Source organism: Desulfitobacterium chlororespirans DSM 11544, assembly GCF_900143285.1.
Classification (GTDB): domain Bacteria; phylum Bacillota; class Desulfitobacteriia; order Desulfitobacteriales; family Desulfitobacteriaceae; genus Desulfitobacterium; species Desulfitobacterium chlororespirans.
This window is the reverse complement of record NZ_FRDN01000004.1, coordinates 263,471-284,898: the sequence shown is the minus strand read 5'-3', so window position 1 is coordinate 284,898 and position 21,428 is coordinate 263,471. Positions and strand designations below refer to the sequence as shown.

Annotated in this window: 15 protein-coding genes; 9 read left to right on the top strand and 6 right to left on the bottom strand. The window is 48.0% G+C overall.

Features of this window, described 5'->3' with window-relative positions:
• Positions 1 to 74: 74 nt before the first annotated feature.
• The 3 genes from BUA14_RS27800 to BUA14_RS04185 form a co-directional block, all read right to left on the bottom strand.
• On the bottom strand, positions 75 to 272 hold the full coding sequence (locus BUA14_RS27800) for a cytidine/deoxycytidylate deaminase family protein (protein WP_072771421.1): 198 nt from the start codon (positions 270 to 272) through the stop codon (positions 75 to 77).
• A 222-nt stretch (positions 273 to 494) separates the two neighbouring features.
• On the bottom strand, positions 495 to 1,229 hold the full coding sequence (locus tag BUA14_RS04190) for a UPF0280 family protein (protein WP_072771420.1): 735 nt from the start codon (positions 1,227 to 1,229) through the stop codon (positions 495 to 497).
• Complete coding sequence (locus BUA14_RS04185; RefSeq protein WP_143153424.1) at positions 1,230 to 1,439, bottom strand: hypothetical protein; 210 nt, start codon at positions 1,437 to 1,439, stop codon at positions 1,230 to 1,232.
• A gap of 365 nt (positions 1,440 to 1,804) precedes the next feature.
• Here BUA14_RS04185 and BUA14_RS04180 point away from each other — a divergent pair, with 365 nt between their 5' ends.
• From BUA14_RS04180 to BUA14_RS04160, 5 genes are all read left to right on the top strand, one after another.
• Positions 1,805 to 4,042 carry a molybdopterin-dependent oxidoreductase gene (locus BUA14_RS04180; protein WP_072771418.1) on the top strand — a complete coding sequence of 746 codons (2,238 nt, stop codon included), beginning with the start codon at positions 1,805 to 1,807 and terminating at the stop codon, positions 4,040 to 4,042.
• Between the two features lie 2 nt (positions 4,043 to 4,044).
• Positions 4,045 to 4,383, top strand: a complete 339-nt coding sequence (locus BUA14_RS04175) for a 4Fe-4S dicluster domain-containing protein (RefSeq protein ID WP_072771417.1) — start codon at positions 4,045 to 4,047, stop codon at positions 4,381 to 4,383.
• A 93-nt stretch (positions 4,384 to 4,476) separates the two neighbouring features.
• Positions 4,477 to 4,860 carry a SpoVA/SpoVAEb family sporulation membrane protein gene (locus BUA14_RS04170; protein ID WP_072771726.1) on the top strand — a complete coding sequence of 128 codons (384 nt, stop codon included), beginning with the start codon at positions 4,477 to 4,479 and terminating at the stop codon, positions 4,858 to 4,860.
• A 10-nt stretch (positions 4,861 to 4,870) separates the two neighbouring features.
• A complete protein-coding gene (locus BUA14_RS04165; protein ID WP_242954542.1) occupies positions 4,871 to 5,239 on the top strand; it encodes a SpoVA/SpoVAEb family sporulation membrane protein in 369 nt (122 codons plus the stop codon).
• 370 nt (positions 5,240 to 5,609) lie between these two features.
• Positions 5,610 to 7,319 carry a sigma-54 interaction domain-containing protein gene (locus BUA14_RS04160; protein WP_072771416.1) on the top strand — a complete coding sequence of 570 codons (1,710 nt, stop codon included), beginning with the start codon at positions 5,610 to 5,612 and terminating at the stop codon, positions 7,317 to 7,319.
• A gap of 274 nt (positions 7,320 to 7,593) precedes the next feature.
• On the opposite strand, the gene BUA14_RS04155 is transcribed toward BUA14_RS04160, so the two are convergent.
• From BUA14_RS04155 to BUA14_RS04145, 3 genes are all read right to left on the bottom strand, one after another.
• The gene (locus tag BUA14_RS04155) at positions 7,594 to 8,163 is read right to left on the bottom strand and encodes a DNA-3-methyladenine glycosylase I (protein WP_072771415.1); all 570 of its coding nucleotides are present in this window, start codon (positions 8,161 to 8,163) and stop codon (positions 7,594 to 7,596) included.
• A 52-nt stretch (positions 8,164 to 8,215) separates the two neighbouring features.
• Positions 8,216 to 10,099 carry a M56 family metallopeptidase gene (locus BUA14_RS04150; protein ID WP_242954541.1) on the bottom strand — a complete coding sequence of 628 codons (1,884 nt, stop codon included), beginning with the start codon at positions 10,097 to 10,099 and terminating at the stop codon, positions 8,216 to 8,218.
• 71 nt (positions 10,100 to 10,170) lie between these two features.
• The gene (locus BUA14_RS04145) at positions 10,171 to 10,539 is read right to left on the bottom strand and encodes a BlaI/MecI/CopY family transcriptional regulator (RefSeq protein ID WP_072771414.1); all 369 of its coding nucleotides are present in this window, start codon (positions 10,537 to 10,539) and stop codon (positions 10,171 to 10,173) included.
• Positions 10,540 to 10,892: 353 nt separating this feature from the next.
• Between BUA14_RS04145 and BUA14_RS27145 the strand changes: the two genes are divergently transcribed.
• From BUA14_RS27145 to BUA14_RS04115, 4 genes are all read left to right on the top strand, one after another.
• The gene (locus BUA14_RS27145) at positions 10,893 to 17,282 is read left to right on the top strand and encodes a DUF4073 domain-containing protein (RefSeq protein ID WP_084078407.1); all 6,390 of its coding nucleotides are present in this window, start codon (positions 10,893 to 10,895) and stop codon (positions 17,280 to 17,282) included.
• A 610-nt stretch (positions 17,283 to 17,892) separates the two neighbouring features.
• Entirely contained in the window at positions 17,893 to 19,086 is a 1,194-nt protein-coding gene (locus tag BUA14_RS04125) for a branched-chain amino acid ABC transporter substrate-binding protein (RefSeq protein WP_072771413.1), read from the top strand.
• Between the two features lie 113 nt (positions 19,087 to 19,199).
• Positions 19,200 to 20,159: a branched-chain amino acid ABC transporter permease gene (locus tag BUA14_RS04120; protein WP_072771412.1), complete on the top strand. Its 960-nt coding sequence runs from the start codon at positions 19,200 to 19,202 to the stop codon at positions 20,157 to 20,159.
• A 2-nt stretch (positions 20,160 to 20,161) separates the two neighbouring features.
• Positions 20,162 to 21,427: a branched-chain amino acid ABC transporter permease gene (locus BUA14_RS04115; RefSeq protein WP_072771411.1), complete on the top strand. Its 1,266-nt coding sequence runs from the start codon at positions 20,162 to 20,164 to the stop codon at positions 21,425 to 21,427.
• Position 21,428: the final 1 nt, after the last annotated feature.

Below are 21,428 nucleotides of genomic sequence, written 5' to 3'. Positions count from 1 at the left end.
GTATAAGCAATCATTTTCTCCCCGTCAAAGGCAAACAGATAATAGGCATAGGGGCCATTTATTTTAAATTGCGGCTAATATGGATTGAGAAGGTATCTCTTTGTCTTTGTATTGGCCAGCAGGGCATTTTGCTCTGCCAGCTCCTGAATTTCGGGACTCCCGGCCATGGCTTCTGAGACCGTTCCCCGGAAATTCATAAGGTTGTTGGCGTTGAAGCTGGTCGAGATGATTTCGCAGTCATCCCCGATCACGGCATAGACCTGCTTCATCATTTCCTCGTTTTTGCTTCCTGATCAGCTTATCTCCCTCACTGTAAAATTCCTCCGCATTTTTCAGGGCGGAAACATGGTCAGTTGTAAAAACAAATTCTCCATAGCATCCGCCAGGCATTCGCTTTGAAAATGAGCAATGGTAGCATGATCAGAGACAGACAAAGCTGCGTCCCCAAGTAGCTATAAAAAACATCATACTGCTCTGGTATTAGCTATTTCATTCTAGATTTTTACTAACTTCAAATTACCCCAAGCTGCCAGAGCTGAACCCTTGATCGCTAAAACTCCGGTGACCCCGGGAATTTTATTGGCGAACTCCAGAGCAGGTCGCAGATCTTCAGGGGTCTGCACTTTGTTGGCAGTAGCTGTAGCCACCGCATCTGCCAAAGAAGCCGTCCCGGCCTGAATCACGACTGCGTCGGCCTGACCCAAGCTGATACTTGAGCCAATGGTACCGGAAGATGTGCAAAGCCCAAGGGGAGATGAGTTTTCAGGAATCTCAAGCCCAATCTGATAAGAGAATTTCGTCCTGCTGGCGAAGATTCCGATCACCCGCCTGCGACTGGTCTGAATATAGAGATCACCGCCATTTTCGATGATAATCTCCTTGGCGAACTTGCTTAATTCCTCACCCAAAGCCTCGGCTATGGCACCTGCGACAGCTGCCATAGGGCCGACGTTTGCTGCCCGGGCTGCATCTCCCATACACCTGACGATAGGGGGAGCGTTGGCGGGAATATTCAAGGGTTTAAAAGAGGAACGGAAATTATGATGGGCCTTAATGTATTTTTCAATATCCGACCTCAGCCTCAACAAAGAGTCATGGCTGTTGGACTTGAAGCTTTCAGTACAGCTCTCCCGGTCAACGCTGATTCTTAAGTGGGTTTCTTTTACGTGGAGTGTAAAGGTCTTAAGATCTGCGGATTTTTTGAAATAATGATAGGTGTTGATAGGCATTCACTCCTTAGATATCTGATTTTCTGCTTGTAGTTTCTTTTGTTTTTCTTCAAGAAACTTTTTCATAGCATTCATCCGCAGCACAGTCGTTGTTGTGATTCCATCTAAATGGTCATATTTTTTTGTTTCATCCTTAAGGATTTCTTCCTTGGTAGTCACAATGTCCCCTTGTTTAAGTTTCTGGTTAATATTTTGTAATTCATCGGTCACCCTAAACACCCCCATACCTAATTTTGGTTTCTGACATTCTTTTGAATGGAGTTCAACGAAAAACTCATTGATATAAATATGCAAAATTTATGCCAATTAAATGGCAAGGGATGTAGACCCTCCCCGGAAGTGTGCTCTCGTTTGTGAATGTACCGATTTTTACAAAACGGGACATTGGGAAACCTCTGGGACTCTGGTTTTCTTTTCTTTTAGGAAAGAAAAACCCTTAATAATGGGGGTTTTAGGGCTCGGTTTTGTTGGCACGGGATTTGCATATATACAGTGCATAACCCAGGCCTGGGGTTTGTATCAACCAGAAACATTCAGATTCAAAATGAAAACGGGGAGAAAGGAAGATTTATCCTATGGAAGAAAGACACTGGTCATATGCTGAGCACACTAAACCGTTCAAACACCAAGAAGGTGAACTAACGGTGACAAGAGGCAGTGCATGGTCTGGACCCGGTTGCCATCTTGGTTGCGGCGTTTTGCTTTACACAGATAAAAGCGGCAAATTAGTCAAAGTTGAAGGAGATCCTGAAAATCCCTACAATGACGGAAGACTTTGTGTTCGATGTCTAAACATTAATGAAGTGACAAACCATAAAGATCGCTTGCTTTATCCCATGAAACGGGATCCTAAAGACCGTGGCCAAAACAAATGGGAGCGCATCAGTTGGGAAGAAGCTTACGATCTTATCGTAGAAAAATTTAATAAGATCAAAGAAGAAAACGGTGCGGAATCGGTTATCTTCACACAAGGAACCGGCCGCGATATTGCTCAGTGGATTTCTCGTTTAGCCTGGTCTTTTGGTTCCCCCAATTATTGCTATCCACTCTCAGGCGCAGCTTGCTATCTGCCTCGTGTAGCAGGTATGGTTGCCACCACAGGGAACTACTGGGTAGCCGATGCTTCCCAGCAATTCATTGATCGTTATGACAACCCTGAATATAAAGTGCCTGAAACGATGTTTATTTGGGGCAACTATCCTCTCACATCTAACTCTGATGGATTCTATGGGCACTGGGTCATCGATTTAATGAAACGGGGCATGAAAATCGTTTGCATTGACCCGAAAATTACTTGGCTTGCTGCTCGTGCCGAAGAACATTTACGGGTTCGCCCCGGTACCGACGCTGCTCTTGCCCTGGGTATGCTGAATGTCGTTATCAATGAAGAACTTTATGACAAAGACTTTATAAAAGAGTGGACCTACGGCTTTGATCAACTGAAAGAACGTGTGCAAGACTATCCTGTAGATAAAGTTGCTGAGATCACTTGGGTGCCAGCCGAAAAGATCCGCAATGCGGCTCACATTCTGGCGAAAAGCAAACCGGCAACCATGCAATGGGGACTTGCTGTGGATATGACAAAAGAGTCTCTGCCGGCAAGCCAAGCCATCGCGGCGTTATTCTATATTACTGGTAATGCGGACGTCCCCGGTGGTGTCATCGTACCACCTGAACTATTACCTTACTCCGGTGGTTTCGGGCGTGAACTTTTAAGCCAGGAGCAAGCAGAAAAACGTATCGGTTTGAAGGATTATCCTTTATTGCAGTATGGCTTTCAAATTGCTCAACCTGATGCTGTTCAGAAAGCTCTGGAAACAGGTGTGCCTTACAAAATTCATGGAGCCTGGTATCAAACCACGAATCCAGTGGCTTGTATTGCTGCGGAACCCAAGAAATGGGAAGAGGCAGTTAAAAAACTGGATTTCGTAGTCTTTGTTGATATCTTTATGACTCCTTCCATTATGGCTGTTGCTGACGTTGTCTTGCCGGCTGCAACCTTCCCAGAGCGCGACGGACTTCGCGTTGGCGATGGTGCTCAACGGGGTGAAGTCATCAACAAAGTCACTCAAATCGGGGAATGCAAATCTGACATGCAAATCAACCTCGAGCTGGGTAAGCGCTTTAACCCGGAAGCCTGGCCCTGGGAGGATGTACAGGATATGTTCACCCATATTCTAAAACCTACAGGCTTCACCTTCCAGGAACTTGCTGAAAAAGCACCTGCTTATATGCCCTTTAATTACAAACGCTATGAAAAAGGGCTTCTCAGGCAGGATGGAGAGCTTGGGTTCAACACCGCTACGGGAAAAATAGAACTATACTCTACTTTCTACGAAATGGCCGGACTGGACCCTCTGCCTTACTTTGAAGAACCATCCCCCGGACCAGGTGCAACACCGGAATTACTGGAAGAATATCCGTTAGTCCTTACTACAGGTGCCCGGATTTGGAGTATGTTCCATTCTGAGCATCGCCAAATCGAGCGTAATCGTGCCTTGAGACCAGATCCTGAGATTGAAGTGAATCCAGAAACCTGTACAAAAATGGGGATCAAAGACGGTGATTGGGTTTGGGTTGAAAACCAACGGGGGCGTGCGCAAAGGAAGGTTAAAGCTACACCTGTTATGGACCCTCGTATGGTGTCTTGCGACCACGCGTGGTGGCGCCCGGAAGCAAGCCCTGAAAACCTGTACGATGTATACGAGCTTAATGTCAACAATCTCGTTCCCTGGATTCCTGGCCGGAGCGGTTTTGGTTCTAATTTCAAGACAATGCTTTGCAAACTGTACAAAGTAAAGGATGGTGAATAAGGATGGCTGTTAATAAAGGTATTTTGATTGACTACGACTGGTGCACAGGCTGCCATACATGTGAAGTGGCCTGCCAAATGGAACATGGACTTCAGGTAGGTCAATACGGTATCAAGCTCGCGGAGCTTGGGCCCTGGGAGTATGCTCAAGATAAATGGCAGATCAGTTATGTTCCCATGCCTACCGACCAATGCAATCTTTGTGCATCGAGGGTGGAAAAAGGTAAACAACCCTCATGCGTTCAGCATTGTCAGGCGAAATGCTTGAGCTACGGACCGCTGGAGGAACTAGCAAAACGTCTGGTTGATCATCCTAAACAAGTTCTCTTCGCCTTGAAATAGAGTTTAATTTATAAAGAACGAAAGAAAGGCCGGCAGCTTGCCGGAGCAACCGCCGGCCTTCATCTATTTGTTTTTAAAAGGAGCAAGATGATGATGTTCAAACAAATAATCTCTTCCTTCATCGTAGGCGGACTTTTAGCTGTGCTGACCCAGGGCTATATGAACTTTTCTGCTGGGGTTTTAGGAGCGCAATCGCCACTTGTAGTCCCTATGACTCTGTTGCTCATCGGCCTGACTGGCGGGGTATTGTTTATTGTCGGGATATACGAAAAGATAGAAAAACTGGGCTATTTCGGAGCAATTCTTCCCCTTTGCGGACTGGTAGCTGCGGTTGCAGGCGTTTTCACAGGTACCAAGATGGAGACCGGATCCTCGGGTGCTGCAACTAAGTCGGCTCTTAATCTGGTTTTGTTTGTGTTAGGCCTGGGAACGATCTTGTCTATGTTAATTGGTGCCATCGCCTTTTACACTGTATAGGAGGTCGGTCATGATGATGTACATTAATGCTTTTCTACTGGGCGGGATCCTCTGTGCTTTGTTTCAGATCTTCATGATGTTTACCAAACTCGATCCGCCACGAATCCTTGTTTTAGGCATAGCCTTAGGTGCGCTGCTCACACCCTATGGCATGATGGATGCACTCGGCAGCTGGGGCGGTGCCGGGTTAGCACTTATGTGTATCGGTGCCGGCAATGCGATTGGCGGTTCGTTTATGGCATTTCTTGGCGGTAATCCCATGCCAATCGCGATAATACTTGGCCTTTTAATGATTTTAACTAGTATTGGTATAGTGTCAGGGGCCGTGCGCGTAGCCGTTACGAAAGGCCCCACAAGCAAAAGCATGGGTGCAAAATAAGCAGCTTAAACTTATCATATATTCATATTAGGGGGTAATTCATTATGTGCTTTCGTCCACCTACAGCCGGAAAACCGGTTAAATGTCCCGAATGTGGTGCAGTAAACCCTGCCACGGCGAAAACCTGCTTAAAATGCAAGGCAAATCTAACCCAAAAGGAAAGCAATGAGTCAACTAAAGAATAAATACAAATTAATAAACGGGTCGCCTATTTTTGGGTGGCCCGTTAAGCGTAAAATTTTCAATCATGAAATTAACTGGATGGTAACCCTTTAGTATTAGGGGTATAATAAAAATGTACACTATTGCATAACCCAATATTTAAAATAGGGGAGTGCACCTGGAAGCTTATTGGAGGTGTTTGAGAAGAATGGTACTTTCCTTTAACAATGATCAAGGCGTTCTCACCACACCTAAGGTAGATTTGGATAACTTAAGAGCCATCAGCCTTTTTAAAGATTCATTTGCCAAAAAAAATCTGAACACGACTTTATCGAGTTTATTAGAGCCGGAGGTAGCCGCTTCCTGGCAGCGATGTAAAGGAATGAAAGTTGATCCCTACATGGAGGAGCTTACTTATATGCGCAGATCCATGGAATTGAATGCCTTATTGCGCGATAAGAGAAAGTTTATTGACTTAACAAAGATGTATTTCAGCGCACTTTTACCCTTGCTAAACCTGCCGACCACACTGACGATCTTCGACGAAAACGGAACATTACTTGACTTGACGGACCAGCCGCGGCTCCTGAGGTTAAATCCTCATAGCGGTTCAATATGGAGAGAAGAAACTGTCGGAACCTCTTCCACATCTCTTTGCTTGGAATACGGAAAAACCGTGCTGTTAGCGGGGTCACGGCATTATTGCAAAGCCTTGGAGCATCAGTTGGCAACCTCTTCACCAGTTTGCGATGCTCAAGGTAATCAACTTGGGGTTATCACGACGATAAACCATATCAACGATGCTGCCCTCGATGATGAGACCCTTCATAGGATTTTACTTTGGACGAATACTCTTCGTTATACGGTTGAAAGCCAGTTGGAGCTTTCCAAGCGCAGCCATTCAGCAGGGAGTGGAAATATACTATATCCTAGCCGTTTTGAAGAAGATCACATACTGGACTGCAGCTTTGCCGGCATTAAAGGCGAAAGCCCGCAGCTCCATACTGCAGTACGGACAGCTGCCCGCTTTGCTCGAACGGATAACGGAATTTTAATTATCGGAGAGAGCGGCACAGGTAAGGAAATGTTTGCGCAGGCTATTCATCAGGCCAGCGGCAGAAGCGGCTCCTTTGTGGCCATTAATTGCGCTGCCCTTCCCAGCAACCTCATCGCCAGTGAATTATTCGGATATGTTGGCGGAGCTTTCACCGGTGCCGAAAACAAAGGACGTGCAGGTAAAATTGAACTTGCCCACGAAGGAACTTTATTCTTAGATGAAATCGGTGATATGCCGTTAGAGATACAGCCCAATTTTTTACGTGTCCTGGAGGATAAAAAGGTCATGCGCCTGGGCAGCAACAAAGACGTTCATGTGGACTTCCGCTTGGTTGCTGCGACTAACTGTGATCTTTTTAAATTGGTTCAAGAGAAAAAATTCCGAGCAGACTTATATTACCGGCTGGAAATTCTTCAACTGGCACTACCGCCTCTTCGGGAACGGGGACAGGATATCGTATTAATGGCTAACTACTTTCTTGAAGATAGCTGCAGGAAGGCGGGACATCCGCCCTTTATGCTGAGCAGAGAAGCGGAAGCGTTTATTTTCAATTACACTTGGCCGGGAAATATTCGGCAGTTGAAAAATGCTATGGTATACGCAGCAAATATCTGTGAGGGCCCGGTGATTAAAATGCAAGACCTGCCAGCCAGCCTCTCTAGAAATCTGGAGGTGCCGAAGGCTAATGCGCCAGCGGATAAATTCCCGCAAATGACCTCGATCCACGAAACAGAGGAAGAAATGATTAGAAAGGCTTTGACTATAACCGGAAATAATGTGCGTGTTGCCGCAAACTTGGTGGGCTTAAGCAAGACGACTGTTTATCGGAAGATCAAGGAGTACAATATTCAATTATTATAGCATCACGACTCAGCATTTGTTAAACATGAAAAGACAACCAATGGCATTGGGTCATGTTGGGACAGATGATTACCTCGCCTTTGACAGTTATCTGATACCTTTACTAGGCCGGCGAGGATTCTTTGGTGATTACTGTTGAACACCATTTACTTCTTAGGAGCCTGCCTTGGTTTAAATCTGACGGGAAAAATCGCAGAAAATATCAGCAATAAGAAAACAAATTTCATTATGGGGCTGGAGGTCGAAGAGGTGGAAACAGGCCGTATGTCTAAAGCTAATTGCGCTGATAAAAGGGGCAGGAAATCAAATGGTCATTGACCATCCCCACACCCTGCATAAAAGCATAGATGGTGGTCGTTCCCACAAATTTAAAACCATGTTTCTTCAAGTCTTTGCTGATGGCATCGGAAACAGAGGTACTGGAGGGAACCTGCTCCAGGGTAAGCCAGGAATTAACAATGGGTTTATGATCGATAAAGGACCATAAATAGTTGTCTAAAGAACCGAATTGCTCACAGATTGTAAAGTATGCCTTGGCGTTGCTGATAGCAGCATTGACTTTCTGCCTGTTCTTAATAATTCCGTTATTTTGGAGAAGTTCTTCTACTTTCACCTGATCATAAGTTACAAGAATCGCCGGGTCAAAATCGTCAAAAGCCCTGCAAAGGGTAGCCATTTTTGCTAAGATGGTAGCCCAGCTCAACCCTGCCTGCTTACCCTCTAAAATTAACATCTTGAATAGCCTTTTATCGTCATGAACGGGAACGCCCCATTCCTGATCATGATACTCCTGTTCCAGCTTGCTTCTTACCGCCCAATCACAGCGTTTTAATTCATTTGGCATAGTCATCTTCCTTCTTTTAATGTATCTATATATAGCACACAGCGCCGGCTGCCTATAATTGGGTATAAGCAATCATTTTCTCTCCGTCAAAGGCAAACAGATAATTGGTATAGGGGCCGTTTATTTTAAAATTGCGACTAGTATGGACTGAGAAGGTTATCTCTTTGTCTTTGTATTGGGCCAGCAGGTCGTTTTGCTCCGCCAGTTTTTGAATTTCGGGACTCACGGCCATGGCTTCTGTGATCGTTCCCCGAAAATTCATAGGGTTGTTGGCAATGAAACTGGTTGCGATGAGTTCGCAGTCATCCCCGATCACAGCATAGACCTGCTTCATCATTTCCTCGTGTTGCTTCCTGATCAGCTTATCCTCACTGTAAAATTCCTCCGCATTTTTCAGGGCGGCAACCTGGTCCAGGTAATTGGTAAAGGACTCCAGGCTGCCTGCGGCTTCGTTCACCCTATCAGCTGTAAAATACTCCATGCCGTAATATGTATCTAAATCCTCCCGGCTATAAGGACTCCCGCTAAAGTAGCCATACTCATCGTAAAGATCCAAAGAAATATGGTCGGCCTCGGGAATTAAGCTGAACAGCACAGCCGCATTTCTGCTTAAGCCGGTGAGAATATCCTGGGGAAAGCGATAATCAGCCCGGCTGCCCACCTGATACTTGACCGTAATCCGATAAGGTTCGCTGTCCGTTTTGATCTCGATGGATTGTACAGGCAAATCCGTAAATTGAAGGGCCTGGACAAGGGCACTTACTCTCACCTTATCGTCCACATCAGTACCTTGATATTGATATAAATTTTCGGCATAACTGCCCGGCGGCCGGACTGGGTTGCTTTCCAGACTATTGGCGCTTTCCTGGATATTGGTACTTTCCTGGCTATTGACGCTTTCCTGCACCTGATTGCAGGCGACCAGGGTGCTGCTGACAGCGGCCAGACCCAGCACCAAAATCAGCGCCCAAACTCCTCTCTTTTTGTTTTGGCCGTCTAAAATATTGGCAAATCTGCTCCTGGCACTTTTGCCGCTTGCGGAAAACCCTGTGGAAAGGGCCGGCGGCTGCTGGGTTTGCATTGTTTTCAGAATGGTAAGGGAATATTTTTTCCTGAAACTCAGGTCGCCGTTTTTGATCACCAGATCATCGCAGGAATACTCCAGATCCCGGTTGGCCGCCTTGACCATGAAATAGACGAGAGGATTGAACCAGTGGACGGAATTGGCTGCCAGCAAAAGCAGCTTATACCAGGTATCATACCGTTTGTAGTGAGTAAGCTCATGCTGCAGGACGAGGGACAACTCCTCCCGGGTATACTCCAGGTCAGGCAATAAGATTGCCGGTTTGAAAAAGCCTGTCAGCATGGGGCTTGCGCTTTCAGAACAGCTGAGAAGCTGGGGCCTGCCTTTGATTTTCAGGTCAAGCAAGACACTTTCGAAAACGCTGTCCGGCACCGCGGGATCGGCCTTGCGGCAATACGGCTTGATTTTTCTCCTGAACCGTGTATAGCTGATCAGATGGAACAGGAAGAAGGACCCGGCCCCCAAAGCCCAAAGGATAAGCAATAGTTCCTGCAGGGTGATCACGGGGGTGTTATCTGCCGCGGCCAGGGCTGAGTTTGAGACTGAATCAGTGGCTGAATCAGAGATGGATGCAGAGACTGAAGCAGAGACGGAATCAGGGATGACGGCAGAGACTGGAGCTGAGGCTGAATCAGATGCAGCCGCCGGCGGGTTGTGGCTGTTTTCCAGGTGGCCATTGCCCATGAACAGGCCGGGCCTGCCGTCTTGTTGAAACATAATCGTTTGTTGGGGCGGCACGGGTAGGTTGACAGGGGCGTCAGGCAGTTCAAACCGCCAGGGAATGATCAGGCGGAGGGCTAATACCAGCCAGACAAGGTAACACCATTGGGCGCTGTACCTTTTATGTAACAAAGGCGAAATCATGAGCAGCAAGACAATGACCGCGACATGGTGAGGGAAACCAGGAGAATATTGCCCAGCATTTATTCCGCCTCCTCGATAAACTTTTTCAGCTCCTGCAAATCTTCCTTGGAAATGCCGGCGCCGTCATAAAGGGAGGCAACCAGGCTGGTCAGGGAATTGTGGTGCATTCTCCGCAAAAATGTCTTGCTTTCCTTTTGCAGATAATCCTCTTTTTTTACCAGGGCTTGATAAACATTGAACCGGCCTTGCTTATGAACTGTTAAAAAGCCGCGGTCGCCAAGCCGGCTTAAAAAATTAAGCACGGTGGTTTTCTGCCAGGTCTTATCCAGGCGATCCATAATGTAATCGGAGGTTACTCCTTCATCCGCATCCCAGATAATCATCATGATTTCCAGCTCACTGTCGGGAATCTTTTGTAGGTCTGTCATATCTGCCGCTCCTTATTTTACAAATGTCGAACAATTTAATTTTACAAGTGTAAAACGGGTTTGTCAACTAAGTATTTGGCCAAAGAACCGATTTTTTCACAGATTTTTAACTATGAGAAATGAGATTGTCACTTTAAAAATGGGGCACATTATTTCCTGACCCCCTCGGCAATCGCCAAAGCACGAATGAACGCACATTAGGAGAATTTATTATCCTATGTGTGATTTTTTATTAAATACCTGCCTTGATGAGGTTTGAGAGATTTTTGCGAGAAACGCTTGCTACAATTAAAATCAAGCTATCTTTGTCCATAAGACATGGGGGGACTATTTAAGAGGAGGAATGCGATTATATGACAAAGGAAGAAAACAAACGAAGGAGAAAAAGACCTCGCGCATTGTTAAGTGTGATATTGTCCATGTTGCTTTTTTGGCAGTGCTTCATGGGAAGTACACCGGTGTATGCCAGTCCGTCTCCGGTAAATTTTTCAGGTGAATTGACGACTACAAACACTTTTCACAGACTTGATATTTTTTCGAACGGTGATAATGATTCAACGAGACAAATAGCGAATTTTATAGGATATGAACTAAGTTCTGATTCATATAACTATTTTACCAGAAGTCTTACACCAGATACTACTGGGGACTATACCATTGAGGTTGCGTCCGCAAATTTATCACCGGCAGCCACTTATTACGGTTACGGCACACCACAAAGTCCGATAGGTGCGACAGATGATACGGTCCTTTTTCTGTATGATGGTTCTTTTAATCCGGAATCTCCGATGACGGGGCTGCTCTATGCCAATGACGATATCGCTTATATTGATAATGAATTGTATAACGATAATAATAATTTTAAATCAAGACTCTCAAATATATCCCTTACCGCAGGCCAGACCTATGTTCTGGTTGTAACAAGTTTTATATACGGAGTTACGGGGACGATTGACTTTACTGCATCCGGACCAGGGACTCTAAGTGTCACCGGAAATCAATATTCTTCTGACATGATGACCATATCGGGAAATGCTGGGATCGGGGGGGCAGTCTTAAGCTATAATGATGGCACTGCAAAAACGGTGACGGCGGACAGCAGCGGCATATATTTGTTAGATGTACCTTCCGGCTGGTCTGGAACGGTGGCACCCAGCAAAAGCGGATATACATTTACACCGGCAAGCTATACCTATGGAAGTATTAATGCAAATCAAACCTCTCAAAACTTCACAGCCATTCCTTCCGCGTCCTCAATTTCAGGGACCTGGCATTTTGATTTTGATCAGGAGGTTAAGGTTTTTTCAGGAAGTATAATAGAGGACGGCAAGTCTTACGAAGATACTGCAGGTGGTACTTTTCAAGCAAGTAATGATATAGGCGGAAGTGATATAAAGTTCCAGGTGAGTGCAGCAACAGGGATAGACAATGAGATTTGGGGATTTCAAGATCGAGATGATGAAGGAATGCATCCCGCAATTGACGAGAATATGGGTATCATGGCTGCTGATCCAGTGGAGGGCTTTTTTATTACCAGCCCCACAAGTATTTTTACTTTAACTTCATTTAAAGTTGATTTGGATTACGAAATTGGCGATATTACTATCACAGGATATGATAGTTCAGAAAATCAAGTAAAAAGTGTTACCTTCGCGAAAGGTATTGCTCCATTACACCAAATAGACACGAAGGGTATCTTAATACCTTTGGACGGTTTTACCGGGCTTAATAAAGTCGCCATTTCAGTTTCACCTGGTTCATCGGGATTTACGAGGAATACATTGTTTAATGACTTCCAGCTTGAGAATATCATCCCTATCTCAGATTCGGGATCTGCAAGCAGTGATGCCGGCTTAAGCAGCGTACTGGGAGAGACTATTACGGCAGGCAGTGAAACAGGAACAAGCGGAGAACCGAAGACCGCAACCATCACTGTAGCCAATGAAAAATCCAGTATTGGGCTTGCAGATATAGGGACAGCAGCCAACGCTACGGCGAAGCTTTACTCTAATGCAGGATTTACCGAAGAGATAACAGGAAGCTCCACTATAGCTCTCATTGAAGGCGGAGCCACCACAGCCTACATCAAGGTCACGGCGCAAGACGAAACCACCATCAAATACTATGCGGTCACTATCAGCAGGGAGGCAGCCTTAAACAATGATGCAACGCTGAAAGCATCTCCGACGGTCAAAGGCCAGACCGTGACAGATTTGGGAACACCCCATGGGGCACTTGCCTCGGTAGTGGCAGGCTCAGTTACCCTAAGTGCAGAGCAGGCGGCGGATACCAGCAATTCAGGCTCCTATGTGACGCTGTTCGATTCCAACGACAGCAATGCAACGGTGCAGGTGGTCAAATATGCTTCGGGGGCATCTCCGGATGAAGCAGCTTTTACAGGTGCTGCTCCTTATGGAAACGAAGCTGTCAGCAACGGGGACTTCTTCATCATCAAAGTGGTAGCCCAGGACGAAAGCACCACGCTTTACTATAAAGTGAATGTAACAGTAACGCCGGCCTCTGTGGCTCCCGGCATCACCGGCCCCACAGCAATGGGCTTGACCGAAGGATATAGCGTCACCTCCACCGGAGTATACACCATAACCGGAACAGCTCCGGTGACAGTGACCAAGACTTCCGGCAATGGCAGTATTACATGGAATGATACTACGAAGAAATTGGATATAGCGGCAGGACTTGCAGCGGGCAGCTACCCTGTTGAACTGACCGCCGGCAACGGCACAGCACCGGACGCGACGCTGACCTTCATCCTGACGGTTGGTGCAGCTTTTACGCCAAGTGGAACAAGACAGGAGATTTCACCCACAGTAGCATTTGATAAGTACGGATATGCGACGATTACGAATGTTCCTGTTATTCCAAGTGGATATACATTGATGTATGTTGTGGATTTTGGAGACTGTGGAAGCTATACAAATATAGCTGATGTAAATGAGGGTGTGGAGTGGCTTGGAACATCCACGCCATTAACTGAATTAATTAACGATGTTGGTTCTTGGTATATAGACGATGGCAATTATAAGGCACGTGGTACATATTCCGAAGGCTCCAAAATAGACATTCGCAGTGGAAGTAAGAGTTTACTGCTGACTGTAGTACGCTATCAGGAATATGGTAATATTCCGGGCGAGCAGCCCTGGATATACGGAGCATATCTTTGTGCAATCCCGCAGAAAATTACCTACAATCTGAACGGCGGAAATATTGATGGTGATACCGCCGCTAAAACGGAGTATTTGTTTAATGGCGATACCTTGGCAACTACTTTTAATGCACCAACAAAAGGGGATTCTCCTTTTAAGGGCTGGTATACAGCAGGTACCGGCGGCAGCAAGGTAACATCTGCAACCGGTTCATCAGCTACCTATTATGCACAGTGGGAATCTAGATTACCGGTAAACAACACAGCCGGTGCTGCAACCGTTGCCTATGGCGGAACGGAGATCGATCTTACCGCCGTGTCCGGATTGTTTACGGTGGATTCCAACGCAGGCTCGCAAACCTTTACGGTAGAGGAAGGCGGCACCGGAGCAGGAACCGTTTCGGGTAACCTTCTTACGGTCACCGAAGCAGGAACCATAGAAATTGGCCTTATAACAGCGGAAACATCTACCCATCAGGCCGGCGCAAAAATAACCGCCACGATTACTGTGGATAAGGGAACTCAGGATGCCCCCGCCGGGCTGGGGAAAACCGATGCAGGCAGCTATGGCGGAAGCGACGGTAAAATTACCGGACTGATACCAAACAGGCTCTACGAATATAAAAAAGACGGCGGTGCTTATACGGCAGCTACCGCCAACACTTCCGGTGAGATCACCGGGCTTTCGGCAGGCACCTATGTGGTGCGCCTTGCCGGAAACGATCTGTATCATGCTGGCTCAGATTCGGCGGAGATTATAATTGGACAGGCAACCCAGCCGGGAGTACTGGCATTCAGCAATGCGGCCTACACTATCGGAGAAGATGGGGGTGGCGTGACCATTACCGTAACCCGGACCGGCGGCAGTAACGGAGCGGTGTCGGTGGATTATGCTACCAGTGATGGAACAGCCACAGCGGGAAGCGACTACACGGCAACCAGCGGGACACTGAACTTTGCAGACGGAGATGCGGCAAGCAAGACCTTCACTGTAGCAATCAGTCAAGATGCTATTCTGGAAGGAAATGAGACAGTGAACCTCACTCTGAGCAATGCCACAGGCGGAGCGACATTGGGTCAGAGCAGCGCCACGCTGACCATAATGGACGATGAAGTAGCATCGCCGAATGTGACAGCAAACGATCTGACCAATCAGATCACAGGTGCAGACAATACCATGGAATATTCCACAAATGGGGGAACAACATGGACAGCCTATGATTCTGCAAATCCGCCAACATTTACAGGAAATCAAACGGTGCAGGTCAGGATAAAGGCAAGCGGAAGCAATCCGGCGGGACCTGCAACCACATTGACCTTTACAGTAAATCTTTCGGAGGATGCTGCTGTAACAACAAAGGCAACCTCCTATAATATCAGTGGAAATACCATCCAATCAAATACTGCCGTAATTCATATAGATGTTACGGTAGAAAGCTTCCTCGGCAATTTGAATAAGCATGAAAATGCAGCGTGGAAGATCATCCCGGAAGGAACACCAATGGCGAGTCCTACGGATTTTGCCAATGCAACGGCCAAAGCTGCGGCTGCCAAGCTTGCCAAAGGAGACAAATTAGCGGTGCTGGCCGAAGATGGAGTAACTCTAAAAGTATATGCTATGGTCTTGACCGAAAGCAATGACGCAGGGATGGCCGGCATAGCGGGAACAGCGATCATAGCGGGCAACGAAGCCGGCACAAAGGAAGCTCCGAAGACCGCTTCTGTGAACGTAGCCCATGCCAAATCCAGTATCGGACTTGCCGATATAGGAGCAGCAGCCAACGCCACAGTGAAGCTGTACTCCGATGCAGCCTTTAGCCAAGAAATAACAGGAAGCTCCACCCTGGCTCTTACCTCTGGGGGAGCCACCACAGCCTACATCAAAGTCACAGCTCAAGACGGAACCACCGTTCAATACTACAAGGTAACCATCAACCGGGCGGCATCCTCACGCAGTGATAACGATGACGATTCCTCACCCTCAACCTCAAATCCAACGCCAACCCCAACTCAACCCACAACACCGGCAAACCCTGCCGCAATCCCGGTGAATGTCACCGACAATCACGCCAACTCAACCACGAAGACCATCCATGCCCAGATCACCAACGACAGCAATGGCACCAAGACCCTCTCCTTCAAGCCCCAGGAAGCCATTCTGGAAAAGAAGCCCAACGGCACCATCCAGGTGAAAAACCTGGCCAACGGAACCGAATCCCAATTTAAGGTCACCTTTGATCTGGGCAACGGCCAGAAAATTGCCATTGGGAGAATCGAGGTCAAAGTAGACAAGGACGGAGCCATCAGTTTGACCAGCACCTTAATCGACCCCTATGGCATCATCCTGGACTCCGCCACCAACCAGCCTATCACCGGAGTGGATGTCAAACTCTACTATGCCGATACCGCCCGCAACCGGGCCAGCGGCAAAACCCCGGATACCCTGGTGGCGCTGCCGACCCTTACCGGGTTTGAGCCCAACGACAATGCCAATCCTCAGGTCAGCAACAGCTATGGCGCCTATGCCTATATGGTCTTTCCCCAGTCGGACTACTATCTCTTAGCCACCAAAGCAGGCTATGAACGCTACAAAAGCCCCATCATCACCGTAGAGCAGGACATCGTCAAATGGGATTTCAAAATGCATCAATCCCTGAGCGGAGTCCAACGGCTTTTCGGATCCAACCGGATTGAAACAGCCATCGCCATCGCCCAAGCCAATTACCCGGGTAAAGTCACCAATGTAGTTTTAGCCACAGCCACGAATTACCCCGATGCCCTGGCCGGAAGCGTCCTGGCTTACAAACTCAATGCTCCTCTGCTGTTGGTAGGAAGCACAGCCCAAGATCAGGAGAGCCTGTTGAACTACCTGAAAGAGCATGTAGAAACAGCAGGAACCATCACCATCCTGGGAGGCACCGGTGCCGTCCCGGCAGCAGTGGAAGAGAGAATCCAAGCCCATGGATACAGCCAGATCATCCGATTGGGCGGAGCCAACCGCTACGAAACAGCCTTAAGGATCGCTGAAGAACTTAAAGTAGAACAAGGCAGACCGGTCATTCTGGTTTATGGCGGAAACTACCCCGATGCCCTATCCGTAAGCAGTGCCGCCGCCGCAATCCAAAGCCCTATTCTCCTGGTGGAGAAAAACGGCATCAGTGAAGGAGTAAAAAACAAGCTAGCTCAGATCAAACCCATCAAGGTTTATATCATCGGGTTGGAAGGAGTCATCAGCCAACAGGTTGAAGATGGAGTGGCTCAATTAACCTCTCTGAAGCAAGAAAACATCATCCGCATCGGCGGTCCGGACCGGTATCAGACTTCTCTGGCCGTAGCCGAGTACTTTAACTTATCCGGCAAAAACATCGGCATCGCCACGGGCAACAACTTCCCCGATGCTCTGGCCGGCAGTGTGTACGCAGCCAACCATAATGCCCCCATCTTATTGCTGAACGACACGATACCTAATGATGTCATGGACTACTTAAAGTCAAGGGAGATGACCGGAGCCACAATATTTGGGGGAGAGGCGGTCATTAACGCGGAGATAGAGCAGAAGCTAAGAGAGCTCATTAAGTAGAATGGCCTCCAGCAATTAGAGAGCGCTCCCCAGTAATTAAAGACCGACACCTAATATTAAAGCACTCCCTATCCGCTCAAACCGGATAGGGAGTGTTTGGCTACAGGGGGGAATATGCTATTTGAAAAATTGCCGTTTGGAAATTCACTCATCTAGATGAATCATTTCAGAATCGCTGGATTTTAAAACAGAAGGGGCTGAACAAGCCTTGGTTTCTATGCTCAGAGCTAATTGTGCTAATGAAAAGGGCAGGGAATCACAGAATCATATGGTCATTGACCATCCCCACAGCCGGCATAAGGCATAGATGGTAGTAAAAATAAAGTATACAATCGGTTTTTGTATTGACAGAGCGTCCGAGTCATGGTAATTTTGTCGTATTAAACAGTAACCCGTTTTTCAGACTGTCCTATAAAACTTGGCCATGAGCCCTCGGTAATTTAAAAAAAGCAATAAACCCTTAACTGCAATGACGCAAAAGGCGTTGTTAAAGTTGAGGGTTTATTTTTTTTAAGCTTCTTACGCTTTTGCTGTTTTTTACTCACATTGTTTTCCCTTACTTTGTTGAACCCAATTTATATAAATAAAAATTTTCAAAGGAGTGGGTTAAATGAAAAAACTAATGATCATCTTGGTGGCATTAATGGTGGCCACGACTGCGGGCTGCAGTGCAAGCAGCTCATCGGATTCAGGCGGAGGGGCCGGGGAAGTCATCAAAGTTGCCACCTCGACCCCGCTGTCAGGTTCACAGGCCGCTCTGGGGGAATCCATCAAAAATGGCGCCCAAATGGCCTTGGAGGAAAGGAAAGCGGAATTTGCAGAGCTGGGCTTTAATCTCCAAATTGCTCCCCAGGATGACCAGGCCGATCCGAAAGTAGGGGTGTCTGTTGCCCAGAAGCTGATCGTGGATGACGACATCCTGGCAGTGGTCGGCCATTTCAACTCCGGTGTGGCTATTCCCTCATCCGAAGTTTATGCGCAAAAGAACCTGGCCATGGTTTCACCGGCCAACACAGCGGTTGCCGTTACCGAAAGAGGACTTAAAAACGTCAACCGCATCTGTATCAGAGACGATGCTCAGGGACCTGCCGGTGCGGACTTTGCCTATAACGAATTGGGGGCCAAGACCGGCTTCGTTGTCCATGATAAAACCACATACGGGCAGGGTGTGGCTGACGAATGGAGGAACCGGTATGAATCCATCGGCGGAAAACTGCTCGGCTATGAGGGCATAACCGCTGGTGAATCCGACTTCAGTGCGGTGGAAGAACTGATCAGAGCCGCCGACCCGGATATCGTTTTCTTCGGAGGCATCTATCCTGAAGGTTCACTGCTTATCAAGCAGATGAATGATAAGGGAATCGATGTCAAGTTCATGGGCGCAGATGGCATGGACTCTGCCGAAGTCATTAAAATCGCCGGCGCCAGCGCCATCGGCATCTATTACACTTCTCCGGCCGCCGATATTAACGCCACCCCTGAAGGCAAGGCTTTTGCCGATAAATACGCGGCCAAATTCGGCAAACAGGCGGAAGCCTATTCCGGTTATGGCTATGACGCCATGAATGTCACTCTGAATGGTCTTGTCAAGGCGATCAATGACAACGGCGGCAAGAAACCCGACAGGGATCAGGTCACTGCTGCTGTGCGTACCATCTCCGGTTTCAAGGGTGTGTCCACCAATGTTACCTTTGACGAGAAAGGGGATAACATCGATGCGGCGGTTTATGCGCTGACCTTCGAGGAAACCAAGTATCCGCCTGCGGTTGTCAAGAAGATACCGGCCGGTGAATATCTGAAATAATTTGTTTTCTGTTCCCTGATCAGGCAGGAGAGGGTACCCATGTGCCCTCTCCTCCTGAATAATGGGAATGAAACAGAATTTAACATCAATAAACAGTAAAGGTTGATTGCCTAATGAATACTATCGTTCAGATGTTGCCGCAGCTGCTGATTGACGGGTTGACCCTTGGTTTTGTCTATGCGATCGTAGCCTTGGGCTACACAATGGTTTACGGCATTCTTGAATTCATCAATTTTGCTCACAGTGAAATCTTTATGGTGGGCGCTTTTGCAGGGACGGAAACCCTGCTGTTTTTGCAGAGCACCGGAGCACTGGGGAGCATGCCTGCTCCGCTGGCCTTATTGCTGGCCGTGGCTGTGGGCATCGTCTTCAGCGGCCTTCTGGGCGTGGCGGTTGAGCGGATCGCTTACAAGCCGGTCAGGCATGCCCCCAAGCTTGTGGCTTTTATCTCCGCCATCGGCGTGTCTTTTTTTCTGCAGGATGCAGTCCGGCTGGTGGAAGGCTTGTGGAAAAATGCTTTTTATCTTTCCACACCGACCCTTTTCAGTTCCAGTATTCAAGTTATGGATAACATGAAGATACCTGTCAAGGTCATCTATATCGTGGCCATAGCCATTGTGATGATGCTGGCCCTTCATTTGTTCGTCAGCCGCCACAAGTGGGGCAAGGCCATGAGGACCGTGGCCCAGGATAAGGATACGGCATCCTTGGTGGGTATCAACGTGGACGCGGTCATCTCCCTGACCTTCCTGATCGGGGCCGGTCTCGGCGGGGCGGCGGGCACCCTTTTCTCCGTCCAGTACACCCTGATCAGCCCCTATGTGGGATTCATCCTGGGTATGAAGGCCTTCACAGCGGCTGTACTGGGGGGGATCGGCAGTATACCCGGCGCCATGCTGGGCGGCTTGCTTCTGGGACTTGTGGAAGTGTTCGGCGCCGCCTTTCTGGGGATTGCCACCAACGGGGTCATCGGGGCTGAGTATAAGGACGTCTTAGCATTTACTATTCTGATCATCATCCTCATATTCAAACCCAGCGGTTTGTTGGGCAGAGCAGTGGAAGAGAAGGTGTAGCCATGAATGTTGTGAAGAACTGCCTGAATTACCTGAAGGGAAAACAACTGCTCCAGCTGGTGCTGGTCTTTATATCACCGGTCTTGTTCTATCTTTTTCCTAAATCCAGCAGCGTATTTTTGTTGTTCCTTGTTTCCCTGTTCCTTTTGTATAAGGTCAGGCTTAAACCCCATCTCAAAGGGGCCGTGGCCCTGCTGGATCTCCTGGTGATCATTCCCTTGGCGGGACTGGAAAACAGTTATTATCTGGGGATCATCACCCAAATTGTGATCTATGCCGTGTTGGCGATGGGGCTGAATGTGGTTATCGGTTTCGCCGGGCTTCTGGATCTGGGATATGTGGGCTTTTATGCGGTGGGTGCTTATCTCTATGCTTTTTTCGCCACCTCCCAGGCCAACAATGTTATTCCGGCAACCTTGTTCCAATTTCCCGTTTCCGGCAATTGGTTCTGGGTATTCCTGCCCATTGCCCTGGTGGTATCGGCAGGGGTGGGGGTACTGCTGGGTCTTCCGGTCCTGCGGCTTAAAGGGGATTACCTGGCTATCGTCACTCTGGGCTTTGCGGAGATCATCAGGATTATCCTCAACAATGCCGACAAGCCCGTCAATTTGACCAATGGACCAAAAGGACTTACGCCGGTCCAGCCTCCGGAGCTGTTCGGGATCGTAATCAACCAGCCCATTCATTACTACTTTATTGTTTTGCTCCTGTTTGTGATCATCTACGTCGCCGCCCACAGGTTGGATCACTCCCGGATCGGCAGGGCCTGGGCGGCCATCAGGGAGGATGAGCTGGCGGCCCGGACCATGGGTATTCCTCTGGTCAGGATGAAACTCCTGGCCTTTGCCACCGGTGCCGGTTTTGCAGGGATGATGGGAGTTGTTTTCGCAGCGAGGCAGACCTTCATCGACCCTTCAAGTTTCGGATTTATGGAATCCATCGGCATTCTGGCTATGGTGATTATGGGAGGGATGGGCAACATCAGGGGGGTCATCCTGGGTGCCGCCGCGGTAGTCACCCTGCAGCTCCACCTGCTGAAGGAGCTGTCCACATTCCTGACGCAGCTGTCCGTTTCCGGCCTGCTCCATATCCCTTCCCAGCTGGACCCGGCCAAATACGAGAAGCTTATCTTCGGGCTGATCCTGATCCTGATGTGCATATTCCGTCCCAAGGGCTTGATGCCTCCTCAGCGGACTATGGAAATCATCAGAGGTTTCAGAAAGAAGCGTTCCGATCAAGATGACAAAACTGGCATGATTACGGAGTGAT

Coding starts and splice junctions, on each gene's coding strand:
- BUA14_RS04115 (WP_072771411.1), top strand. CDS start 20,162: ATGAATGTTGTGAAGAACTGCCTGAATTACCTGAAGGGAAAACAACTG.
- BUA14_RS04170 (WP_072771726.1), top strand. CDS start 4,477: ATGTTCAAACAAATAATCTCTTCCTTCATCGTAGGCGGACTTTTAGCT.
- BUA14_RS04190 (WP_072771420.1), bottom strand. CDS start 1,229: ATGCCTATCAACACCTATCATTATTTCAAAAAATCCGCAGATCTTAAG.
- BUA14_RS27145 (WP_084078407.1), top strand. CDS start 10,893: ATGACAAAGGAAGAAAACAAACGAAGGAGAAAAAGACCTCGCGCATTG.
- BUA14_RS04175 (WP_072771417.1), top strand. CDS start 4,045: ATGGCTGTTAATAAAGGTATTTTGATTGACTACGACTGGTGCACAGGC.
- BUA14_RS04160 (WP_072771416.1), top strand. CDS start 5,610: ATGGTACTTTCCTTTAACAATGATCAAGGCGTTCTCACCACACCTAAG.
- BUA14_RS27800 (WP_072771421.1), bottom strand. CDS start 272: ATGATGAAGCAGGTCTATGCCGTGATCGGGGATGACTGCGAAATCATC.
- BUA14_RS04180 (WP_072771418.1), top strand. CDS start 1,805: ATGGAAGAAAGACACTGGTCATATGCTGAGCACACTAAACCGTTCAAA.
- BUA14_RS04120 (WP_072771412.1), top strand. CDS start 19,200: ATGAATACTATCGTTCAGATGTTGCCGCAGCTGCTGATTGACGGGTTG.
- BUA14_RS04155 (WP_072771415.1), bottom strand. CDS start 8,163: ATGCCAAATGAATTAAAACGCTGTGATTGGGCGGTAAGAAGCAAGCTG.
- BUA14_RS04125 (WP_072771413.1), top strand. CDS start 17,893: ATGAAAAAACTAATGATCATCTTGGTGGCATTAATGGTGGCCACGACT.
- BUA14_RS04165 (WP_242954542.1), top strand. CDS start 4,871: ATGATGATGTACATTAATGCTTTTCTACTGGGCGGGATCCTCTGTGCT.
- BUA14_RS04145 (WP_072771414.1), bottom strand. CDS start 10,539: ATGACAGACCTACAAAAGATTCCCGACAGTGAGCTGGAAATCATGATG.